This is a genomic window from Micromonospora sp. NPDC052213 (genome assembly GCF_040679695.1).
Taxonomy (GTDB): Bacteria; Actinomycetota; Actinomycetes; order Mycobacteriales; family Micromonosporaceae; genus Micromonospora.
In genome coordinates, this window is the sequence record NZ_JBFAVI010000001.1 from 125,366 (window position 1) to 142,436 (window position 17,071).

Below are 17,071 nucleotides of genomic sequence, written 5' to 3' on the forward strand. Positions count from 1 at the left end.
GCCCGTTCCTTTGCGGGGCGACCCGCACCACCATTGTTGCGAAAGTTGTTCGCCTCTGTCCCGATGACGGGGAAACTCGCGCAGATGATAGGGGTTTGGGGCGGTGGTCCCGTCCGGTGGCGGGCGCCCACCGTCTTTCGGCGGACGCTCAGCCGCCTCCCGGCGGGGCCGTCACCCGGGGGCGCTGGTGCTGATGAGCACCTTCCCGACCACCGAGTTCTCCACCGCCCGGTGCGCGGCGGCCGCCGCCGAGAGCGGGTGGTGGTGCAGTGGCAGGCCCGCGTCCTCGCCCACCCGGATGCCGCCCTGCGCCGCCGCGGCGGCCACGTCCACCACCGCCTGGGCCTTGGCCGCCTTCGGCTCCGTGTAGACGAGCACGAACTGCCAGCGCGCGTTCGGCACCATCGACGGCCGGATCGGCAGGGTCACCTCGTCCCCGCCGTCGTCGGCGTAGACGCACACCGCGCCGCCCCGCCCGAGCAGTTGCACGTCGGTCGCGGCGTTGCGCGCCGCGGAGACCTCGACGATGGTGTGCACCCCGTCGGGCGCGATCTTGCGGACCTCCTCGACCACGTCCTGCTCCCGGTAGTTGACCACGAAGGACGCGCCGGCCGCCGCCGCGAGCTGCGCCTTCTCGGGGCTGCTGACCGTGGCGACCACGCAGGCGTCCGCCCACCGCGCGAGCTGGATGGCCGCGTTGCCCACCGCCCCCGCCCCGCCCTGCACGAGCACCGTGTGGTCGCTGAGCGACCCGGCGTGCAGCCTGTCCGGCGTGTACTCCCCGGCCGTCAGGCACCGGTGCGCGGTGAGGAAGGGAATGCCCAGGCAGGCCCCCACGTCGAAGGAGGCGTCGCCGAGAGGTACCGCCTGCCGGACCGGCACCACCGTGTACTCGGCCGCGGTGCCCCACGGGCGCTGCCAGGCGGCCTCCCACAGCCAGACCCGCTCGCCGGTCAACTCCCGGTCGACCCCCTCGCCGACCGACTCGATCACCCCCGCGCCGTCCTGCCCCGGCGTCTGCCAGCCGTCCGGCAGCGGCCCCTGCCGGCGCGACTTCCAGTCCGTCGGGTTCACCCCGGAGACCGCCACCCGCACCAGGACCTCGCCGGGACCCGGCTCCGGCACCGGCCGGTCGACCAGTTGCAGCACCGAGGCGTCGCCGGTGCGCTCGTACACGATCGCCTTCATCCCCGTCTCCTCACCCGGCGGCCCCGGCGCGGGGCGCCGTCGGCTGCCGTACCCGGCGGACCCGCGCTCATGCCGATCCCGGCGGGGCCGGAAACCGTGCAACCGGGTGACCGGCGGGAGGGAGTGGTCATGCGGGACGGGGTGGGGGCCGACGCCGAACCGGCCGGCACCGGGGAGTCGCGGGGCCGCTCGGCGACGCGCGCCGAGGTCGAGCCCGATTCGGGCGGGTCTGACGGGTCCGGCGTGGCTACGCTGACCGGGTGGCGACCAGGCGGGTGCCGGAGCGGCTGCGCTGGGCCGTGGACCGGCTCGACCTGCGCGCCGGCCACCAGGTGCTGGAGATCGGCTGCGGCAACGGCGTGGCCGTCGCGCTCATCTGCGCGGTGCCGGCGGTCGCCCGGGTCGTCGCGGTCGACCGGTCCGCCACCGCGCTGCGGGCCGCCGCCCAGCGCAACGCCGCGCAGGTCGCCGCCGGTCGGGCCGTCTTCCGGCACGCCGACCTGTCCACCCTGGACTCCCCCGGGGAGCGCTACGACCGGATCCTCGCGGTCAACGTCAACCTGTTCTGGACCCGGCCGCCCACCGCCGAGTTCCGCCGCCTCGCCGGCCTGCTGGCCCCCGACGGCGTGCTGCACCTGGTCTACGAGCCGCCGCACCCCGCCCGGCTGGCCCCGCTCGTCGACCGGCTCGTCGACCGGGTGGGCGCCGCGGGCTGGACCGTCGCGGAGATCGCCCGGGTCGACCGGCCGACGCCGCTGCTGGACGTGGTCGCCCGTCCGGCCTGAGCCGCTACCCGAGCCGGTCCACCGTGGCGGGGGTCAGCTCGCCCACCGCGCCCAGCACCACCGCCGCGAGCCGCTCGGCGTCCGGGTCCAGCGGGTACGACCCGTGCGGCACCGCCACCACCGTCATCCCGGCGGCGGCCGCCGACCGGACGCCGTTGGACGAGTCCTCCACGGCGACGCAGCGGGCCGGGTCGACGCCCAGCCGCCCGGCGACCGCCAGGTAGACGTCCGGCGCCGGCTTGCCCCGCTCGGTCTCCTCGGTCGACAGCGTCGCGCCGAACACGTCGGCCAGGCCCGTCGCGACCAGCGCCGCCGCGATCAGCCGGGTCGGCGAGGAACTGGCGAGCCCCAGCGGCCACCGCCCGGCCAGCCGGCGCACGACCTCGTCGGCCCCGTCGATCAGCGGTACGCGCGCCGCGTACCGCCGGATCATCTCCTCGACCACCTCGGTGGCGACCTGCTCGGCACTCCGGTCGACGCCCAGCTCCCCGCTGAGGTACCGGGCCCACTCGCCGGTGCTCATGCCCATCAGCCGGCGCTGCGTGTCGGCCTGCCAGGTGCCGCCGTGCGCCGCCACGTACGCCCGCCGCACCTCCTCCCAGACCGGCTCCGAATCCACGATCACGCCGTCCAGGTCGAAGATCACCGCATCCGCCACGGCCCCATCCTGCCCCATCGGGCGGCGACCCGCGCCGTCCCGGACGGGCGACGACCGGGCCGACTCGCCGGGCGATGACCCGCGCCGTTTCCCGGGCGGGCGATGACCCGCGCTGTCCCGGACGGGCGGCGGTCAGCTCTGCGGGGTGGGCAGGCCGATCGGGTTCTCCTCGGGGATGACGAAGTGGGCGGCGCGGGCGATCGGTTCGAGCAGCTCCCGGAGCCGGTCGGCGCGCTCGGGGCCGAGCGCCCGCCACGGTCGCGCGGCGGCGGCATCGGTGGCGTCCTCGATCGCCTGGAACCGGTCGCGGCCCTGCGCGGTCGCCTCGCCCTCGGCGGTGAGCCAGCCCCGTTCGGCCAGCCGGGCACGGGCGGCGGCCCACTGCTCCTCGGCCCAGCCCCGCCCGGCCAGGTACTGCGGGGACAGGCCGACCGCGACCCGCCAGGCCAGCGTCTCCACCGGGTCGAGGTCGGCCGCGACCAGCGCCGCGACGTGCCCGTCGCCCCGGTGCTCCCGCAGCGTCGTGGCGGCCTGCCACAGCCGGGCCAGCGGGTACTCGCCGCGCGGCAGGGCGGCGTTGGCCGCGCCGAGCACCCGGCCGGCGGGCTCCACCTCGGCGGCGGCCGCCTCCAGCAGCTCGGCCGCCTCGACCAGGTGCGACTCGGGCAGCTCGTAGGTCAGCTCGGCCAGCGCCTGCACCGCGCCGGTGAGCCGGGCGCGCAGCGCCTCCGGCGGGGTGGCGAGCCGCCAGACGGCCGGCAGCGCCCGCGCCACGGTGTGCGGGGCGAAGTTGAAGAACGACCCGACCACCGGCGCGGCGTCGACGGGCCCGAGCGGCGCCGCCCGGCCGGCGAAGTAGCCGCGCCAGAAGCCGCGCAGCCCGACCGCCTCGAAGGCGGCGCGGGCACGGGGATGGAAGTAGGTGACCGCGTGGACCGGCTCGAAGTGCGTCCACATCACCCGGGCGGTCCGCCCCGCGTCGTCCAGCGCCGTCACGTGCACCTCCGCGTCCGGTCCGGTGGTCACCCCGGACGGCGGGCGCCCAGGGTGACGCTGAACCTACTGCCGCTGGCTGAAGGGCCGGAAGCCCTCTGTGGGCTACTGCATCACACCGGGGCGACAACCCGGGCGAACCGGGCCGGCCGCCCGGGTCACTGGGCGGCGAGCACGTCCACGACGAAGCGCAGCGGGCCGGTCGGCCGCCCGCTGGAGGGGTCGTTGCCATACGCCAGCTCGGCCGGGATGTCGAGCTGCACGCGGCTGCCGACGGTCACCCCGACCAGGCCCTGGTCCCAGCCGGGGATGACCTGGCCGACGCCGATCGCGAAGGAGGCCGGCTGGCCGGCGTTCCACGACGAGTCGAACTCCTTGCCGTCCTTGTAGAACACGCCCACGTAGTTCGTGGTGATCGTCTGGCCCTTCTGCACCGCCGGGCCGGTGCCCTTGATCAGCGGGGTCACGGTGAGCTTCTTCAGCTCGCCCTTGCCGGCGGCGACCGTCGGCTTGGTGCCCAGGGCCGGGTCCGCACCCGCCGGGAGCTGCGGGGCGGGGGGCGCGTCGGCGGCCGGGGCGGTGGCGGACGCCGACGGGGTGCCCGCTGCCTGCTCCTTCGAGTCGTCGTCGTTCTGCCCGATCGTCACGAAGACGGTGATCAGCACCGCGACCACGGCGACGCCGGCGAGCCCGCCGGCCCACGCCTGCCGGCGACGCTTCGCCTCGGCCGCCTTCTGCGCCGCCAACTGGGCGGCCAGCCGCCGCTCCGACTTCTGGGCTCGGTTCTGCGTACGCTCGCTCACGGCGTCGACTCCCTGCTGCGAAGGTGTGGCCGGCATCGGAGTGCCGGGAGGGGAAAGCCGACGCACACGGTACCCGCCCCGACGCCTACCGCGCCGCCTCGGCCGTCCCGCTTCCAGCACGCGGGCCACCCGCGCCCCACCAGCACCGGCAGGAACGCCCGGGGCAGGGCGGCGGCCAAGCGGGCCGCCGCCCTGGGGCTCAGCCGGCCAGGTGCCGGGCCAGGGACTGCCGAAGGTGGTGCTTCGGCCGCGCCCCGACGATCGAGCCGACCACCTCGCCCCGGTGGAAGACCAGGAGGGTGGGCAGGGACAGCACGCCGTACGTGCGCGTGGTGTCCGGGTTGGCGTCGGTGTCGATCGTGGCGAAGACCAGCTGCCCGGCGAACTCCCCGGCCAGCTCGGCGAGGCTGCGGGAGATCGCCCGGCACGGCGGGCACCAGTCGGCCCAGAAGTCGACCACCACCGGCCGGTCGGCGGCGAGCACCACGGCGGCGAAGGTGTCGTCGGTGACGGCGGTCAGCGAGCCGTGCGGCGCAGTCTGGAGCATGTTTCCTCCCGGTGGGCGATGGCGTGGGCGAGCTGGTCCCGCAGCTCCTGCCGGACCGCGTGCAGTCGGTCGATGCCGGCGTCCACCTCGGCCAGCTTCCGCCGCAGCACCGCGACGGAGTCCGGGCAGACGTGGCCGGCGGCGTTGCCGGCCCGGAGGCAGGCGACGAACGGGCGGATGTCGTCGAGCCCGAAGCCCACCGCGAGCAGGGCCCGGATCTCGCGTACGACGTGCAGCTCCGCCTCGTCGTAGACCCGGTAGCCGTTGGCCGAGCGGGCCGCCCGGACCAGGCCGTGCGTCTCGTAGTAGCGCAGGGTCCGGGTGCTCGTGCCGGCGCGTTCCGCCAGCTCACCGATCAGCATCCGACCTCCCTCGTCCGACGCGACCGACGCTAGACCTTGCCACCGGCGTCAAGGCAACCCGCGCGGTGCGCCGGGCAGGCGTCGGCGGCCGGGGGACGCGGGCCGGCGCGGGTCAGGCGGTCTTGCGGGCCGCCTTCTTCGGGGCCGCCTTCTTCGCCGCGGGCTTCTTCTCGCCCTCGGCGGCCTTCTTCGGGGCGGCCTTCTTCGCGGCCGTCTTCTTGGGCGCCGCCTTCTTCTCGGCGGCCTTCTTGGCCGGCGCCTTGGCCGCCTTCTTCTCGGCCGCCTTCTTCTGGGCGGAACGGGCCGCCGAGATCGGGGTCGGCTCGCCGCCACCGCCGGCCGGCGCCTCGCCCCGGGCGGCCTTGGCCCGCTCCACGGACGCCTTCAGCGCCGCCATCAGGTCCACCGCCGCCGCCGGGGCCTCCTCGACCTCCTCCGGCTGGACCACCTCGCGGCCCTCCACCTTCGCGTCGATGACCTCCTGGAGGGCCGCCCGGTAGTCGTCGGTGAACGCGTCCGGCTCGAACTCGCCGGCCATCGAGTCGATCAGCGAGCTGGCCATGGCCAGCTCCGGCGGGCGGACCTTCAGGTCCTCGTCCAGGAAGCCGAAGTCGGGGCTACGGATCTCGTCCGGCCAGAGCATCGTGTTGAGCAGCAGCACGCCCTCCCGGACCCGCAGCGTGGCGAGCTGTTCCCGCTGGCGCAGCGCCACCTTGACGATCGCCACCCGCTCCGAGTCGGCGAGCGCGTCGCGCAGCAGCACGTACGGCTTGGTGGCGGTGCCCTCAGGCTCCAGGAAGTACGCCTTGTTGTAGAGGATCGGGTCGACCTGCTCGGCGGGGACGAACTCCAGCACGTCGATCGCGTGCGAGGTGGACAGCGGCAGGTCGGCGAAGTCCTCGTCGGTCAGGATCACCATCTCGCCGCCGCCGATGTCGTAGCCCTTGGCGATGTCGTCGTAGGTGACCTCCTCGCCGCAGACCTGGCAGGTGCGCTTGTAACGGATCCGGCCGCCGTCATCCCGGTGCACCTGGTGGAAGCGGATGTCCTTCTCCTCGGTGGCCGAGTAGACCCGCACCCCGATCGAGACCAGCCCGAACGAGACCGCTCCCTTCCAGATGGCCCGCATCCCGTGCTCCTCTCGCCGGTACTGCCCAGGATCCCAAAAGATCGAAGGCCACGCGAGCGCTTCCGTACGCAAGTACAGTCATGGGGTGCCCGGCGCGCCGCTCAAGCCGATGCTCGCGATGACCGGGCAGCTCCCGGCGGGTTCCGGCTGGGCGTACGAGTTCAAGTGGGACGGCGTCCGCGCGCTCGCCGACATCTCCGGCGGCCGGCAGCACCTGTACGCCCGCTCCGGCGTCGAGATCACCGTCGCGTACCCCGAGCTGGCCACCCTTCAGAAGCAGGTGGGCGACGCGCTGCTCGACGGCGAGGTGGTGCTGCTCGGCGAGCACGGCCAGCCCTCGTTCACCGCCCTGGCGGAGCGGATGCACGTCCGCGACCGGAACAAGGCCGCCCGGCTGGCGGCGACCATCCCCGTGACGTACATGATCTTCGACCTGCTCCGGCTCGACGGCGAGGACCTGACCGGCTGGTCGTACGCCCGCCGGCGGGAGGCGCTGGACGGCCTCGCGCTCGGCGGCGCCCGGTGGGCGGTGTCGCCGGTCTTCCCGGACGGCCTGGCCACCTACGAGGCGGCGGGCGAGCACGGCCTGGAGGGGGTGATGGCCAAGCGGGTCGACTCGGTCTACCGCCCGGGGGTGCGCTCGCCGGACTGGGTGAAGGTCAAGCTGGAGGTGACCGGCGACTTCGTGGTCGGCGGCTGGCGGCCCGGGGCGCGGAAGATCGGCGGCCTGCTGGTCGGGGTGCCGCGCCCGGACGGGCGGCTCACCTACCGGGGGCGGGTCGGCGGCGGCATCGGCGCGGCCATCGAGCGGGAACTGCTCCGCGAGCTGGGGCCGCTGCGCAGCGGCGGGTCGCCGTTCGCCGACGCCCTGCCGCGCGAGGATGCGCGGGGCGCGATCTGGGTAACACCGAGGGTCGTGGTGGAGGTGAAGTACGGCCAGCGCACCCCGGACGGGCGGTTGCGGTTCCCCCGGGTGCTCCGGCTGCGACCGGACAAGCCCGCCGAGGAGGTCGACGATGCCGGGTGAGCGGTTGAAGGTGGACGTCGAGGGGCGTTCGCTGGAGGTGTCCAACCTGGACAAGGTGCTCTATCCCGACGCGGGGTTCACCAAGGGCGAGGTGATCGACTACTACACCCGCATCGCCCCGGTGCTCCTGCCGCACCTGCGAGGCCGGGCGCTGACCCGGATCCGCTTCCCCAACGGGGTCACCGGCGGCTCGTTCTTCGAGAAGAACGCCCCGGCCGCCACCCCCGGCTGGGTGCGCACCGAGACGCTGCCCGCGCCCGGGTCGAGCAAGGGCCGGGAGACCATCGACTACGTGGTCGCCGACGACCTGCCCACCCTGGTCTGGCTGGCCAACCTCGCCGCGCTGGAGCTGCACACCCCACAGTGGAAGATCGGCGAGCACCCGGACATGATGGTGGTCGACCTGGATCCGGGGCCGCCGGCGGCGCTGCGTCAGTGCTGCCAGGTGGCGTTGCTGATGCGGGACCGGCTTGCCGAGGACGGCATCGACAGCTACCCGAAGACGTCCGGGAAGAAGGGCATGCAGCTCTGCTGCCCGATCGCCGGCACGCAGGACGCCGAGGACGTGTCCGTCTACGCCAAGCGGATCGCCCAGGAGCTGGAACGGGCGCACCCGAAACTGGTCGTGTCGAAGATGGCGAAGAACCTGCGGCCCGGCAAGGTCTTCATCGACTGGAGTCAGAACAACGCGGCCAAGACGACCGTGTCGCCGTACTCGCTGCGGGCCCAGTCGGTGCCGTCCGTGTCCACCCCGCTGACCTGGGACGAGGTGGAGGCGGGCGCGGCCGGGAAGCGGCCGTCGAGCAAGCCGTACACGGCCGGCGAGGTGCTGACGCGGGTGGAGAAGCAGGGGGACCTGCTCGCCCCCCTGCTCGACGGCGGCCCCGAGCTGCCGGTGTGACGGTCAGCGGGCTCCGGGTGCTCCTCGCCGTCAGGTCAACGCGTCGGCATCGGTGCCCGGGATTCGCACAGCGGTGCTCCAGTCGCCGAGGAAGGCGTCGTTTTCGAGGTCCAGGGCGATGTCCAGGTCGCCGCCGAAGCTGATGCCGCCCAGTCGGCACACCTCGACGTACCAGGGCGACAGGCCGTCGCGCACTCCGTCGGGGGACATGCCGGTGCCGCCCAGGTGTTCGGCGTGGAAGACGTCGAACCTGTCCGGCACGTCGACGTAGGCGTCGCCGTCGGACGGGAAACTCACCGGTGGCACGCCTGCGTTGGGGTCGTCGCGGGGCACCAGCCACAGGGAGCCGTACACGCCGTGCCTCGCCCGCCAGGAGGTGTTGTCGACCTCGCCGTCGGCGAGCGAGGGCGCCGCGGTCGGTCGGGCGACCCGCGGCCCGTTCAGCTCCGCCTCGGTGAGCCACACCATGGCGAGCAGGGACGCGACGCCGTCGTCGGCGACCTGCAGTCGTGGGTGGGCCCTGGCCCGGGCGAGTTCGGCCCAGAACGGGTGCTCGGGCTGTGCGACGTCGACGGGTCCTCCGGTCATGATCGTGGTGATCTCCGGCGACGGGTCCTTGAAGTAGAGCTCGTCCTCCCACTGGAAGACGGCGACGGCCACCAGATCGGGTCCGCGCCGCCGGTACGCCTCGGGCAACCACAGCGTGAAGCAGTGCAGCATCGGTTGACCGGTGCGCGGGGACCTGGGCCAGGTCCGGACGTCGATGCCCGGCCCGGCATGGTCGGCCCATCCCGCGGGTAGCCTGGGCCGCTCCCCGGCCTCCTCATCGACGTCGTCGTCGGTCCAGATGTCGTACGCCTCGGTCAGCACGGGGCGGACGGTAGCGCACCCTGACCGGCAGGGGTTCAGGTGACGCCGATCCGTTCGCATGCCCGCCGGCGCGTCAGTGGAATGCTGGTCCGACGCTGGTTGAGTAGGGTGGCCTGAGCCTGCCCGAGGAGTGCGTGATGATCCTGACCGATGCCCTCGTCCGGGAGTCGCCGGCCGGTGACCGGCCCGCCGGGGTGGAGCAGCCGCTGCTGACGTACCTCGACGGCGCGACCGGTGAGCGGGTCGATCTGACCGCCACGGAGCTGGGCGGCTGGGCGGCGCGGGCCGCCGGGCTGCTGCGCGAGGGCTGCGGGCTGGGCGTCGGCGACCGGGCCGCGGTGCTGCTCCCGGCCCACTGGCAGACCGCCGCCGTGCTGCTGGGCGCCTGGTCGGCCGGGGTGGCGGTGTCGTTCCGCCCCCGGGCGACCGCCGGGCTGCCACAGCTCGGGCCGGGCGACGACGAACCGTTCGACGCGGTCTTCGTCAGCGCGAAGCGGCTGGACGACTGGCTGGAGGACGTGCCCGAGGGCCGGCACCGCTACGTCCTCGGGCTCGGGTCCACCCCGTTGGCCGAGGTGCCCCCGGGCTACCTGGACTGGCTCGCCGAGGTGGGTCGGCACACCGACGCGCTACCCGCGTCCGCCCCGTTGACCAGCGCCGACGCGGCCAGCCCGGACGGCACGAGCTACCGCCAGTGGGGCAGCGTCGCGCGGGCCGTGGCCGAGCGGCTCGACCTGCGGGCCGGCGACCGGCTGCTGGTCGACGTCGCCGAGCACGAGCAGCCCGTGTACTGGCTGCTGGCGCCGCTGTCCGTCGGCGCGTCGGTGGTGCTCTGCGCCAACCTCGACCCGGCGACCCTGGAGGCCCGGATCGCCGCCGAGCAGATCACCCGGGTGCTCTGATGGCCGGGGTCTACACCGAGGCGAGCATGTCGCTGGACGGCTACATCTCCGGTCCGGGCGAGAGCGGCTTCGACCTGCTCTTCCGCTGGTACGAGAACGGCGACGTCCCCGTGCCGACCGCCAAGCCGGACATGACGTTCCGCACCTCCCCGGCGAGCGCCGGCCACGTGCGCCGCACCATGGACGAGACGGGCACCCTGGTCGTCGGCCGGCGACTCTTCGACCTGATCGGCGGCTGGGACGGCCGGCACCCCCTGGACAAGCCGGTCGTGGTGGTCACCCACCACGTGCCGGACGGCTGGCCCCGGCCGGACGCGCCGTTCACCTTCGTCACCGAGGGCATCGAGGCCGCCGTCGCGCAGGCCCGGGAACTGGCCGGCGACCGCTGGGTCGGGGTCAACGGCGGCACCATCGCCCGCCAGTGCCTCGACGCCGGGCTGCTGGACGAGATCCGGGTCAACCTCGTGCCGGTCCTGCTCGGCGGCGGGGTGCCGTTCTTCGACCAGCTCGGTCACCCGCCGGTCGAGCTGACCGGGCCGACCGTGATCGAGGGCGACCAGGTCACCCACCTCTACTACCGGGTCCGCCGGCCGTAGCCGCCCGGCAGGTCACGACCGCCCGTCCGCGCCGGCTCGCCACGGCCCAACGGCCGCCCCAGACCCCTTTGGCGATCTTGGACAGTTGTCGTTCCCCGCGAGCGGAAACTGTCCAAGATTTGGCCGGAGCAGCGTGCAGTCGGAGCGGGCCGGATGGCGGGGTCGTCTTTGCTCAGGGCCGCATCGATCTGGGTCCGGGTTGACGGGCTGCGGTCAGCGGCTCGTCAACCCTTTCGTGTACGCAGGCCGAAGCGCTTATTGGAAGAGCCTGCCGGGCCTTCTGGAGCGGCCCCGCTTGCTGATCATGGAATCCCTGCGCCTGCGGCGCACCATGATCGATTTTGTCTGCCTCTTCAGAGCTTGGAGGATCCTGTCCCTCATCGCATGCCTCTTCTCGCGTATGTCGGGTCGGCCATCGCGATTCCGCGCCGGGCCGTGGCCCAGCGTGATGGTGGTGCGGGCCCACGGGCCCGAATCCGTCGCCGGTCTCGCAGCCCGCGTACCCGGGGAGGCATCAGTCATTCGTCAGCGTCGGGCCACACCGCTGAGCCGGCGCCAGTCCCGCCACACCGACCGGAGGGACGTGCGCCTCCCGCGAGGTCTGCCCGGTGACGGGAGTCAGTCGACCGTCGGCAGCTTCGGGCCGAGAACGTCGTCGGCGTCGACGATCGTGTACGCGTACCCCTGCTCCGCCAGGAAGCGCTGGCGGTGGGCGGCGTACTCGGTGTCGATGGTGTCCCGGGAGACGACCGTGTAGAAGTGCGCCTGCCGGCCGTCGGCCTTGGGCCGCAGCACCCGCCCGAGGCGCTGCGCCTCCTCCTGCCGCGAGCCGAACGTGCCGGAGACCTGGATCGCCACCGCCGCCTCGGGCAGGTCGATGGAGAAGTTGCCGACCTTCGAGATCACCAGGGTGCGGATCTCCCCGGAGCGGAACGCGTCGAAGAGCCGCTCCCGTTCCTTGTTGGTGGTCGAGCCCTGCACGATCGGCGCGTCGAGGTAGTCGCCGAGCTGGTGCAGTTGCTCGATGTAGCCGCCGATCACCAGCGTCTGCTCGCCCGGGTGCCGGTCCACCAGCGCCTTGACGACGGGGAGCTTCGTGCGGGCGGTCGCCGCCATCCGGTAGCGCTCCTCGGCCTCCGCCGTCGCGTACGACATGCGCTCCGCGTCGGTGAGCGTCACGCGTACCTCGGTGCACTGGGCCGGGGCGATCCAGCCCTGCGACTCGATGTCCTTCCACGGCGCGTCGTACCGCTTCGGGCCGATCAGGCTGAACACGTCGCCCTCCCGGCCGTCCTCGCGGACCAGCGTCGCCGTCAGCCCCAGCCGGCGGCGGGCCTGGAGGTCCGCGGTGAACCGGAAGATCGGCGCGGGCAGCAGGTGCACCTCGTCGTAGACGACCAGGCCCCAGTCGCGCGCCCCGAACAGGTCCAGGTGGGTGAACGCGCCGCCGCGCCGCGAGGTGAGCACCTGGTACGTGGCGATGGTGACCGGGCGGATCTCCTTGCGCTCGCCCGAGTACTCGCCGATCTCCTCCTCGGTCAGGGAGGTGCGGGCGATCAGCTCGCGCTTCCACTGCCGCCCGGCGACCGTGTTGGTGACCAGGATCAGCGTGGTGGCCTTCGCCTCGGCCATCGCCGCCGCCCCGACCAGCGTCTTGCCCGCGCCACAGGGCAGCACCACCACGCCCGACCCGCCGGCCCAGAACGCCTCCACGGCCTCCCGCTGGTAAGACCGCAGCGTCCACGGCTTGCCGCCGTCCTTGCCGGCCTCGGCCAGCTCGATCGGGTGCGCCTCGCCGTCGACGTAGCCGGCCAGGTCCTCGGCCGGCCAGCCCAGCTTGAGCAGCGCCTGCTTGAGCCGGCCCCGCTCGGACGGGTGCACCGCGATCGTGTCGTCGTCGATCTTCGCGCCGAGCATGCCGGCGAGCTTCTTGCTCTTGGCGACCTCGATCAGCACCACCCGGTCCAGGGCCCGCAGCACCAGCCCGTGCGCCGGGTCGTTGGTGAGCTGGAGCCGGCCGTACCGGTCCATCGTCTCGGCCACGTCGACCAGCAGCGCGTGCGGCACCGGGTACCGCGAGTACTTGATCAGCGCGTCCACCACGGCCTCGGCGTCGTGCCCGGCGGCGCGCGCGTTCCACAGCCCGAGCGGGGTCAGCCGGTAGGTGTGCACGTGTTCCGGGGAGCGCTCCAGCTCCGCGAAGGGCGCGATGGCCATCCGGCACGCCTGGGCGTCGGGGTGGTCGATCTCCAGCAGCAGGGTCTTGTCCGACTGCACGATCAGGGGTCCACCGCTCACGCCAGTGCCTCTCCTCCGCCTCGGGTCGCCGGCTGTCCGGGAGGTGACTGACCCGCCCCGGGCCGACCCACCAGTCTTGCACGTATCCGGGTGACGCCAGAAAAATCTGGACACGGGGCGCAACCGGAGCGGTACTCGCAACGTCTAGCAATAGGACACCTGTCACGGGAGGCGCCATGAAACACGTCCGGATCACCACCCGGCTCGTCGCCCTGGCAGTGGCCACGCTGGTCGGCGCCGGTGCGTGCGCGTTCGAGCCGCGGGCCGACGGAGGTGGGGGCGGGGGTCCCGTCCCGGTCGGTGCCACGGAGCAGTTAACGGGGGCGAGCGGTGCGCCCGGGCCGGACCAGCGGGCCGGCACGGCGACGGCGAAGCCGGCGGTGAAGCCCGCGCCGAACCGTCCGAGGCCGACCCGGCCCGCGCCGAAGCCCACCACGTCGCCGTCGGCCGCCGGCTGCCCACAGGGGGAGCACCAGCGCGCGGTGGAGGCGTACCTCGCCCGGCTGGGCGGTTTCGGGACGCTGACCGTGGACGGCCGCCAGTCCGCCGCCGACTGCGCCGCGATCAAGAAGTTCCAGAAGCGGTACGACATCCGCCCCGCCCACGGCCGCGCGGGGCCCACCACCCACGACGTGGCGAAGCGGCTCGCCACCACCGACACGGCGCGCTGCAAGGCCGGCTCGGGCACCACCTTCTGCATCGACCTGACCCGGCAGACGACCTGGGTGATGCGCAACGGCAAGGTGCTTGTGAAGCCGACGGTCACCCGGACGGGGATGCCCGGCTACCGCACCCCGGCCGGCACCTTCAAGATCAACTATCGCAACATCAAAGAGTGGTCCGACCCGTACGAGGTCTGGCTCCCGTACTGGCAGCACTTCACGCAGGGAATGGGCTTCCACGAGACCACGACCTACCTGCACAACAAGGCGATCGGCTCGCACGGCTGCGTCAACCTGCTGCACGCCGACGCGGTCCGGTACTGGGAACTGGGCAAGGTCGGCAGCCGGGTGGTGCTGGTCGGGCGGCGCCCCGGCACCTGAGCCGCCGCCCCGGGGTCCCGGCCCGTCCGCGTCGCACATGTCGTCCGATCGGGGTTTTATCCCCTGTCACTCCGGTCACCCGAGTGACACGCTGGAGTGCCAGGTGTCGGACGGACGGGGAGGCTGGAGATGACGGTCGACCGGGAAGCGAGACCGGAGCACAGTGCCGAGCGCGACCGGTCACCGGACGAGGTGGTCTCCACCGTCACCGTCGTCGCGTACGCGGCCGCCGCAGCGGTGCTCCTCGGCTGGTTCCTCTTCGGCTGGCTGGTGCTCGAACAGGGCTTCGTCGACTCGGTCGGCGAGTCGGCCGGCGCCGGGTTCGCGCTGCTGCTGATCGTCTCCGTCGTCGGGACGGTACGCCGCAGCCGGCGCTGACCCGGCCCGAGGCCGCCGGCCCTGCCGGACGAACGACCCGTGGGTGGACGGGCGTCGGCGCTCAGTCCTCCAGCACCGCCGCCGTGATCCGGTGCAGGGCGAAGGTGTGCAGCATCTCCGTCCGCTCGTCCTCGGCGCGCAGGTAGCCGGCGCCGATCGAGACCGGCCGGACCAGCCGGGACGCGGTCGCCCCGTGCGCGTCGACGTACCCGACCCAGACCAGCGCCTTGTCCCGCACCGCCTGCTGGAGCACGGCGAGGGCGTCGCTGTGGGTGTGCACCGGCGCCGGCCCGGTACGCGCCGCACCGCCCCGGACCACCGCCGGCGCGCGCCGCGCCGCCCGGGCCGCCGCGTCGCCGCGCCGGATCTGCTCCACCACGCCCAGCAGGCGGGGCATGGACAGCTTCGGCGCGGTCAGCGGGTCGAGGGTCCGGGTCGTCACCGACACCCGGGCCGGGGCCCGGCGGGTCTTCGGGCGGGACAGCACCGCCGCCCCGCTCGCGTCCTCCGGCACCGGGGCGTACCCGGCCTCGCGCAGGGCCGTGAGCATCCGGCCCACCTGGTACGGGGTCGACAGCACCGTCGGCGCGAGCCGGCGCAGCGCCAGCGACTCCAGCCGCCGGTCGGCGAGCACCTCGGTCAGCAGCGCCTCGTCGTCGCTGCGCACGTACGCCCCGGCGGAGCCGACCCGCAGCCCGCCGTGCTTGCGGGCCACGTCGTCCACCAGGTACGTCAGACCCTGCGGGACCGGGGTGCGGGACCGGCGCCGGAACAGGGCGTGCAGGTCGTCGGCCGAGTAGCCGGCATCCAGGGCCCGGCGCACGCTGGCCGGGGTGACCCGGTGCACGCTGGCGCCGCCGGCCGACTCGTGCTCGGCCACCACCTCCAGCTCGGCGGCGAGGGCCGGGTCGGGCGGGCCGGGCACCACGACGGTCAGGTCGGCCTGCACCAGGAAGTGGTCGACGGGGGCGGGCAGCAACGCGTCCAGCGCGCGCACCGCGCCGGTCCCGTCGCCGTCCTCGGCGTCCGCGCGCAGCCCGAGCGGGTCGTCCCCGCCCCGCTCGTCGGTGGCGGTGACGTCGGCGAGCAGCAGCCGCCCGTACGAGGTGAGCGCCCCCAGCCCGGTCACGCCCAGCGTCGCCGCCTCGGTCAGCACCTCGCGGTGCGCGGCCTCCCGCCCCCGGCTGCGCCGCGGCGCCCGCCAGTCGAGCAGCGACTGCACCTCCTCGGGGGTGGGCGCGGTGGCGGGCTCCAGGTCGGCGAGCACCCCGAGGACCGCGCGTCGGGCGGCCGGCGCCCCGGCCCGTTCCGCCTCGGCCGAGAGCACGGTGATCGGCCGGTCCCGGTCGTCGCGCTGCCCGATCAGCCCGACCTGCCGGGTCATCGTCAGCCAGGCCCGGCCGAGCTGCTCCCAGCGCTGCGCCAGCGTGCCGGCCCGCCACACCTCGTACCCGGCGGTGGGCAGCACCTGCTGGTCGGCCCCGTAGCGGGTGGTGGTGGCCCCGGGCAGGTCCACCTCGCCGATCAGCCCCGCCGCGTACGCCGCCTCCAGCAGCAGGGCGGCCGTCGGCTCGTCCACCCCGACCGCGCGGGCCAGCCGGCGCAGGTCGCGCACGCCCAGGCCGCCGGAGCGCAGCACGGGCGCCGGCTCGGCGGCGAGCTGCTCCAGCAGCGCCTCGGTGTGGCGTACCGCCTCCATGGTCTGCCCGGCCCCGGCGGAGTCGGCGGCCTTCGGCTCGCGCGGCGGCGTGGCCACCGGCGGCGGGCTGGTCCGCAGCGGGCCGAGCGGGCCGCTGTCCCGGCGCAGCAGCAGGCCGATCTCCCGGGGCAGCTCGACGGTGCCGGTGGCGCTGGCCTTGCTGGGGCCGGAGACCAGTACCAGCAGGTGGTGGTCGACCAGCCAGCGCACCGGCGAGCCGGTCGGCGCGCCGCCGTTGGTCGGGTCCGGGGGCAGGTCGTCCTCCGCGCCGACCGGCGGCGCCTGCAACGCGCCCGCCGGGACGCTGCCCACCGGCGGGCCGGCGGCCAGCCGGTCCAGGATGGCCCGGGCCGAGGGTGGCGCGGCCAGCAGCGTCCGCCGCAGCTTCGCCGGGTCCGCGCAGAGCGCCGCCGCCCGCGGGTCCAGCTCCGCCGCCGGCCGGCCCAGCCCCGCCGGGTACGGGGAGACCTCGTCGATGCTCTCCACCACGCGCAGGGCGCTCTCGGGGCCGTGCAGCAGGAAGAGCGCCCGCAGCCGGTTCACGGCGGTGCGGACGGAGGTGGGGGCGGGCGGGTGCGGGCCGGCGGTGGCCATGGCGAGCACCGAGGCGGTGGAGGTGGTGCCCTCGGCCGGGTCCCGGGTGAGCCGGGCGGCGTCCAGGATCTGCAGGGTGAACTGGTCGAGCCCGTCGAGCGCGCGGGCCACCGAGACCCGGGACTGGGCCCGGATGGCGAGCGCGGAGACGTCGGCGGGCACGGGCACCACGAGGTCCGGCCGCAGTTGGAGGAGGGCGGCGAGCGACTCGTCGGGCAGCGACCGCAGGTGGTCGGCGAGTGAGGTGGTCATCGTCGTTCCACGCTAGCCCGGCAGGGGGTCTTCCCGCCCCTCGGAC

17 protein-coding genes are annotated in these 17,071 nt (G+C 74.4%); 7 read left to right on the plus strand and 10 right to left on the minus strand.

Annotated features, from left to right (window positions below):
• Positions 1 to 171: 171 nt before the first annotated feature.
• On the minus strand, positions 172 to 1,188 hold the full coding sequence (locus AB0L34_RS00570) for an NADPH:quinone reductase (RefSeq protein ID WP_363700683.1): 1,017 nt from the start codon (positions 1,186 to 1,188) through the stop codon (positions 172 to 174).
• Between the two features lie 260 nt (positions 1,189 to 1,448).
• On the opposite strand from AB0L34_RS00570, the gene AB0L34_RS00575 reads away from it, so the two are divergent.
• Positions 1,449 to 1,973 (plus strand): class I SAM-dependent methyltransferase, encoded by a 525-nt coding sequence (locus AB0L34_RS00575; protein ID WP_363700685.1) that lies wholly within the window; start codon positions 1,449 to 1,451, stop codon positions 1,971 to 1,973.
• A 4-nt stretch (positions 1,974 to 1,977) separates the two neighbouring features.
• Here AB0L34_RS00575 and AB0L34_RS00580 read toward each other — a convergent pair whose 3' ends face one another.
• The 6 genes from AB0L34_RS00580 to AB0L34_RS00605 form a co-directional block, all read right to left on the minus strand.
• The gene (locus AB0L34_RS00580; RefSeq protein ID WP_363700687.1) at positions 1,978 to 2,649 is read right to left on the minus strand and encodes an HAD family phosphatase; all 672 of its coding nucleotides are present in this window, start codon (positions 2,647 to 2,649) and stop codon (positions 1,978 to 1,980) included.
• Between the two features lie 114 nt (positions 2,650 to 2,763).
• Complete coding sequence (locus AB0L34_RS00585; RefSeq protein ID WP_363700741.1) at positions 2,764 to 3,588, minus strand: hypothetical protein; 825 nt, start codon at positions 3,586 to 3,588, stop codon at positions 2,764 to 2,766.
• Between the two features lie 194 nt (positions 3,589 to 3,782).
• Positions 3,783 to 4,463: an FKBP-type peptidyl-prolyl cis-trans isomerase gene (locus tag AB0L34_RS00590; RefSeq protein ID WP_363700689.1), complete on the minus strand. Its 681-nt coding sequence runs from the start codon at positions 4,461 to 4,463 to the stop codon at positions 3,783 to 3,785.
• 163 nt (positions 4,464 to 4,626) lie between these two features.
• Entirely contained in the window at positions 4,627 to 4,974 is a 348-nt protein-coding gene (trxA, locus tag AB0L34_RS00595; RefSeq protein WP_357452843.1) for a thioredoxin, read from the minus strand.
• Positions 4,944 to 5,336, minus strand: coding sequence for a MerR family transcriptional regulator (locus AB0L34_RS00600; RefSeq protein ID WP_357452846.1), 393 nt, complete (start codon positions 5,334 to 5,336; stop codon positions 4,944 to 4,946). The genes trxA and AB0L34_RS00600 overlap by 31 nt, the downstream gene beginning before the upstream one ends.
• Before the next feature lie 112 nt (positions 5,337 to 5,448).
• Positions 5,449 to 6,465 carry a Ku protein gene (locus AB0L34_RS00605; RefSeq protein WP_357452849.1) on the minus strand — a complete coding sequence of 339 codons (1,017 nt, stop codon included), beginning with the start codon at positions 6,463 to 6,465 and terminating at the stop codon, positions 5,449 to 5,451.
• A gap of 85 nt (positions 6,466 to 6,550) precedes the next feature.
• Between AB0L34_RS00605 and ligD (AB0L34_RS00610) the strand changes: the two genes are divergently transcribed.
• Together ligD (AB0L34_RS00610) and ligD (AB0L34_RS00615) are read left to right on the plus strand one after the other, a co-directional pair.
• Complete coding sequence (ligD, locus tag AB0L34_RS00610) at positions 6,551 to 7,492, plus strand: non-homologous end-joining DNA ligase (protein WP_363700692.1); 942 nt, start codon at positions 6,551 to 6,553, stop codon at positions 7,490 to 7,492.
• Positions 7,482 to 8,393, plus strand: a complete 912-nt coding sequence (ligD, locus tag AB0L34_RS00615) for a non-homologous end-joining DNA ligase (protein WP_363700694.1) — start codon at positions 7,482 to 7,484, stop codon at positions 8,391 to 8,393. Before ligD (AB0L34_RS00610) ends, ligD (AB0L34_RS00615) begins: the two co-directional genes overlap by 11 nt.
• A gap of 30 nt (positions 8,394 to 8,423) precedes the next feature.
• Here ligD (AB0L34_RS00615) and AB0L34_RS00620 read toward each other — a convergent pair whose 3' ends face one another.
• Entirely contained in the window at positions 8,424 to 9,263 is an 840-nt protein-coding gene (locus tag AB0L34_RS00620; protein ID WP_363700696.1) for a hypothetical protein, read from the minus strand.
• Positions 9,264 to 9,400: 137 nt separating this feature from the next.
• On the opposite strand from AB0L34_RS00620, the gene AB0L34_RS00625 reads away from it, so the two are divergent.
• Positions 9,401 to 10,165, plus strand: a complete 765-nt coding sequence (locus AB0L34_RS00625; RefSeq protein WP_363700698.1) for a TIGR03089 family protein — start codon at positions 9,401 to 9,403, stop codon at positions 10,163 to 10,165.
• Positions 10,165 to 10,761 (plus strand): dihydrofolate reductase family protein, encoded by a 597-nt coding sequence (locus AB0L34_RS00630; protein ID WP_363700700.1) that lies wholly within the window; start codon positions 10,165 to 10,167, stop codon positions 10,759 to 10,761. The genes AB0L34_RS00625 and AB0L34_RS00630 overlap by 1 nt, the downstream gene beginning before the upstream one ends.
• A 618-nt stretch (positions 10,762 to 11,379) precedes the next feature.
• Here the strand turns inward: AB0L34_RS00630 and AB0L34_RS00635 are convergent.
• A complete protein-coding gene (locus tag AB0L34_RS00635; RefSeq protein ID WP_357452867.1) occupies positions 11,380 to 13,059 on the minus strand; it encodes a DNA repair helicase XPB in 1,680 nt (559 codons plus the stop codon).
• A gap of 176 nt (positions 13,060 to 13,235) precedes the next feature.
• Here AB0L34_RS00635 and AB0L34_RS00640 point away from each other — a divergent pair, with 176 nt between their 5' ends.
• Entirely contained in the window at positions 13,236 to 14,102 is an 867-nt protein-coding gene (locus tag AB0L34_RS00640) for a L,D-transpeptidase family protein (protein ID WP_357702378.1), read from the plus strand.
• Between the two features lie 129 nt (positions 14,103 to 14,231).
• Positions 14,232 to 14,480, plus strand: coding sequence for a hypothetical protein (locus AB0L34_RS00645; RefSeq protein WP_363700703.1), 249 nt, complete (start codon positions 14,232 to 14,234; stop codon positions 14,478 to 14,480).
• Between the two features lie 61 nt (positions 14,481 to 14,541).
• Here AB0L34_RS00645 and AB0L34_RS00650 read toward each other — a convergent pair whose 3' ends face one another.
• A complete protein-coding gene (locus AB0L34_RS00650) occupies positions 14,542 to 17,025 on the minus strand; it encodes a helicase-associated domain-containing protein (protein WP_363700705.1) in 2,484 nt (827 codons plus the stop codon).
• Positions 17,026 to 17,071: the final 46 nt, after the last annotated feature.

Excerpts from the sequence above, each read along its gene's own strand:
- AB0L34_RS00570 (WP_363700683.1), bottom strand. The coding sequence starts at position 1,188 with ATGAAGGCGATCGTGTACGAGCGCACCGGCGACGCCTCGGTGCTGCAA.
- AB0L34_RS00630 (WP_363700700.1), top strand. The coding sequence starts at position 10,165 with ATGGCCGGGGTCTACACCGAGGCGAGCATGTCGCTGGACGGCTACATC.
- AB0L34_RS00590 (WP_363700689.1), bottom strand. The coding sequence starts at position 4,463 with ATGCCGGCCACACCTTCGCAGCAGGGAGTCGACGCCGTGAGCGAGCGT.
- AB0L34_RS00605 (WP_357452849.1), bottom strand. The coding sequence starts at position 6,465 with ATGCGGGCCATCTGGAAGGGAGCGGTCTCGTTCGGGCTGGTCTCGATC.
- AB0L34_RS00650 (WP_363700705.1), bottom strand. The coding sequence starts at position 17,025 with ATGACCACCTCACTCGCCGACCACCTGCGGTCGCTGCCCGACGAGTCG.
- ligD (WP_363700694.1), top strand. The coding sequence starts at position 7,482 with ATGCCGGGTGAGCGGTTGAAGGTGGACGTCGAGGGGCGTTCGCTGGAG.
- AB0L34_RS00585 (WP_363700741.1), bottom strand. The coding sequence starts at position 3,588 with ATGTGGACGCACTTCGAGCCGGTCCACGCGGTCACCTACTTCCATCCC.
- AB0L34_RS00625 (WP_363700698.1), top strand. The coding sequence starts at position 9,401 with ATGATCCTGACCGATGCCCTCGTCCGGGAGTCGCCGGCCGGTGACCGG.
- trxA (WP_357452843.1), bottom strand. The coding sequence starts at position 4,974 with ATGCTCCAGACTGCGCCGCACGGCTCGCTGACCGCCGTCACCGACGAC.
- AB0L34_RS00580 (WP_363700687.1), bottom strand. The coding sequence starts at position 2,649 with ATGGGGCAGGATGGGGCCGTGGCGGATGCGGTGATCTTCGACCTGGAC.
- AB0L34_RS00640 (WP_357702378.1), top strand. The coding sequence starts at position 13,236 with ATGAAACACGTCCGGATCACCACCCGGCTCGTCGCCCTGGCAGTGGCC.
- AB0L34_RS00645 (WP_363700703.1), top strand. The coding sequence starts at position 14,232 with ATGACGGTCGACCGGGAAGCGAGACCGGAGCACAGTGCCGAGCGCGAC.
- AB0L34_RS00600 (WP_357452846.1), bottom strand. The coding sequence starts at position 5,336 with ATGCTGATCGGTGAGCTGGCGGAACGCGCCGGCACGAGCACCCGGACC.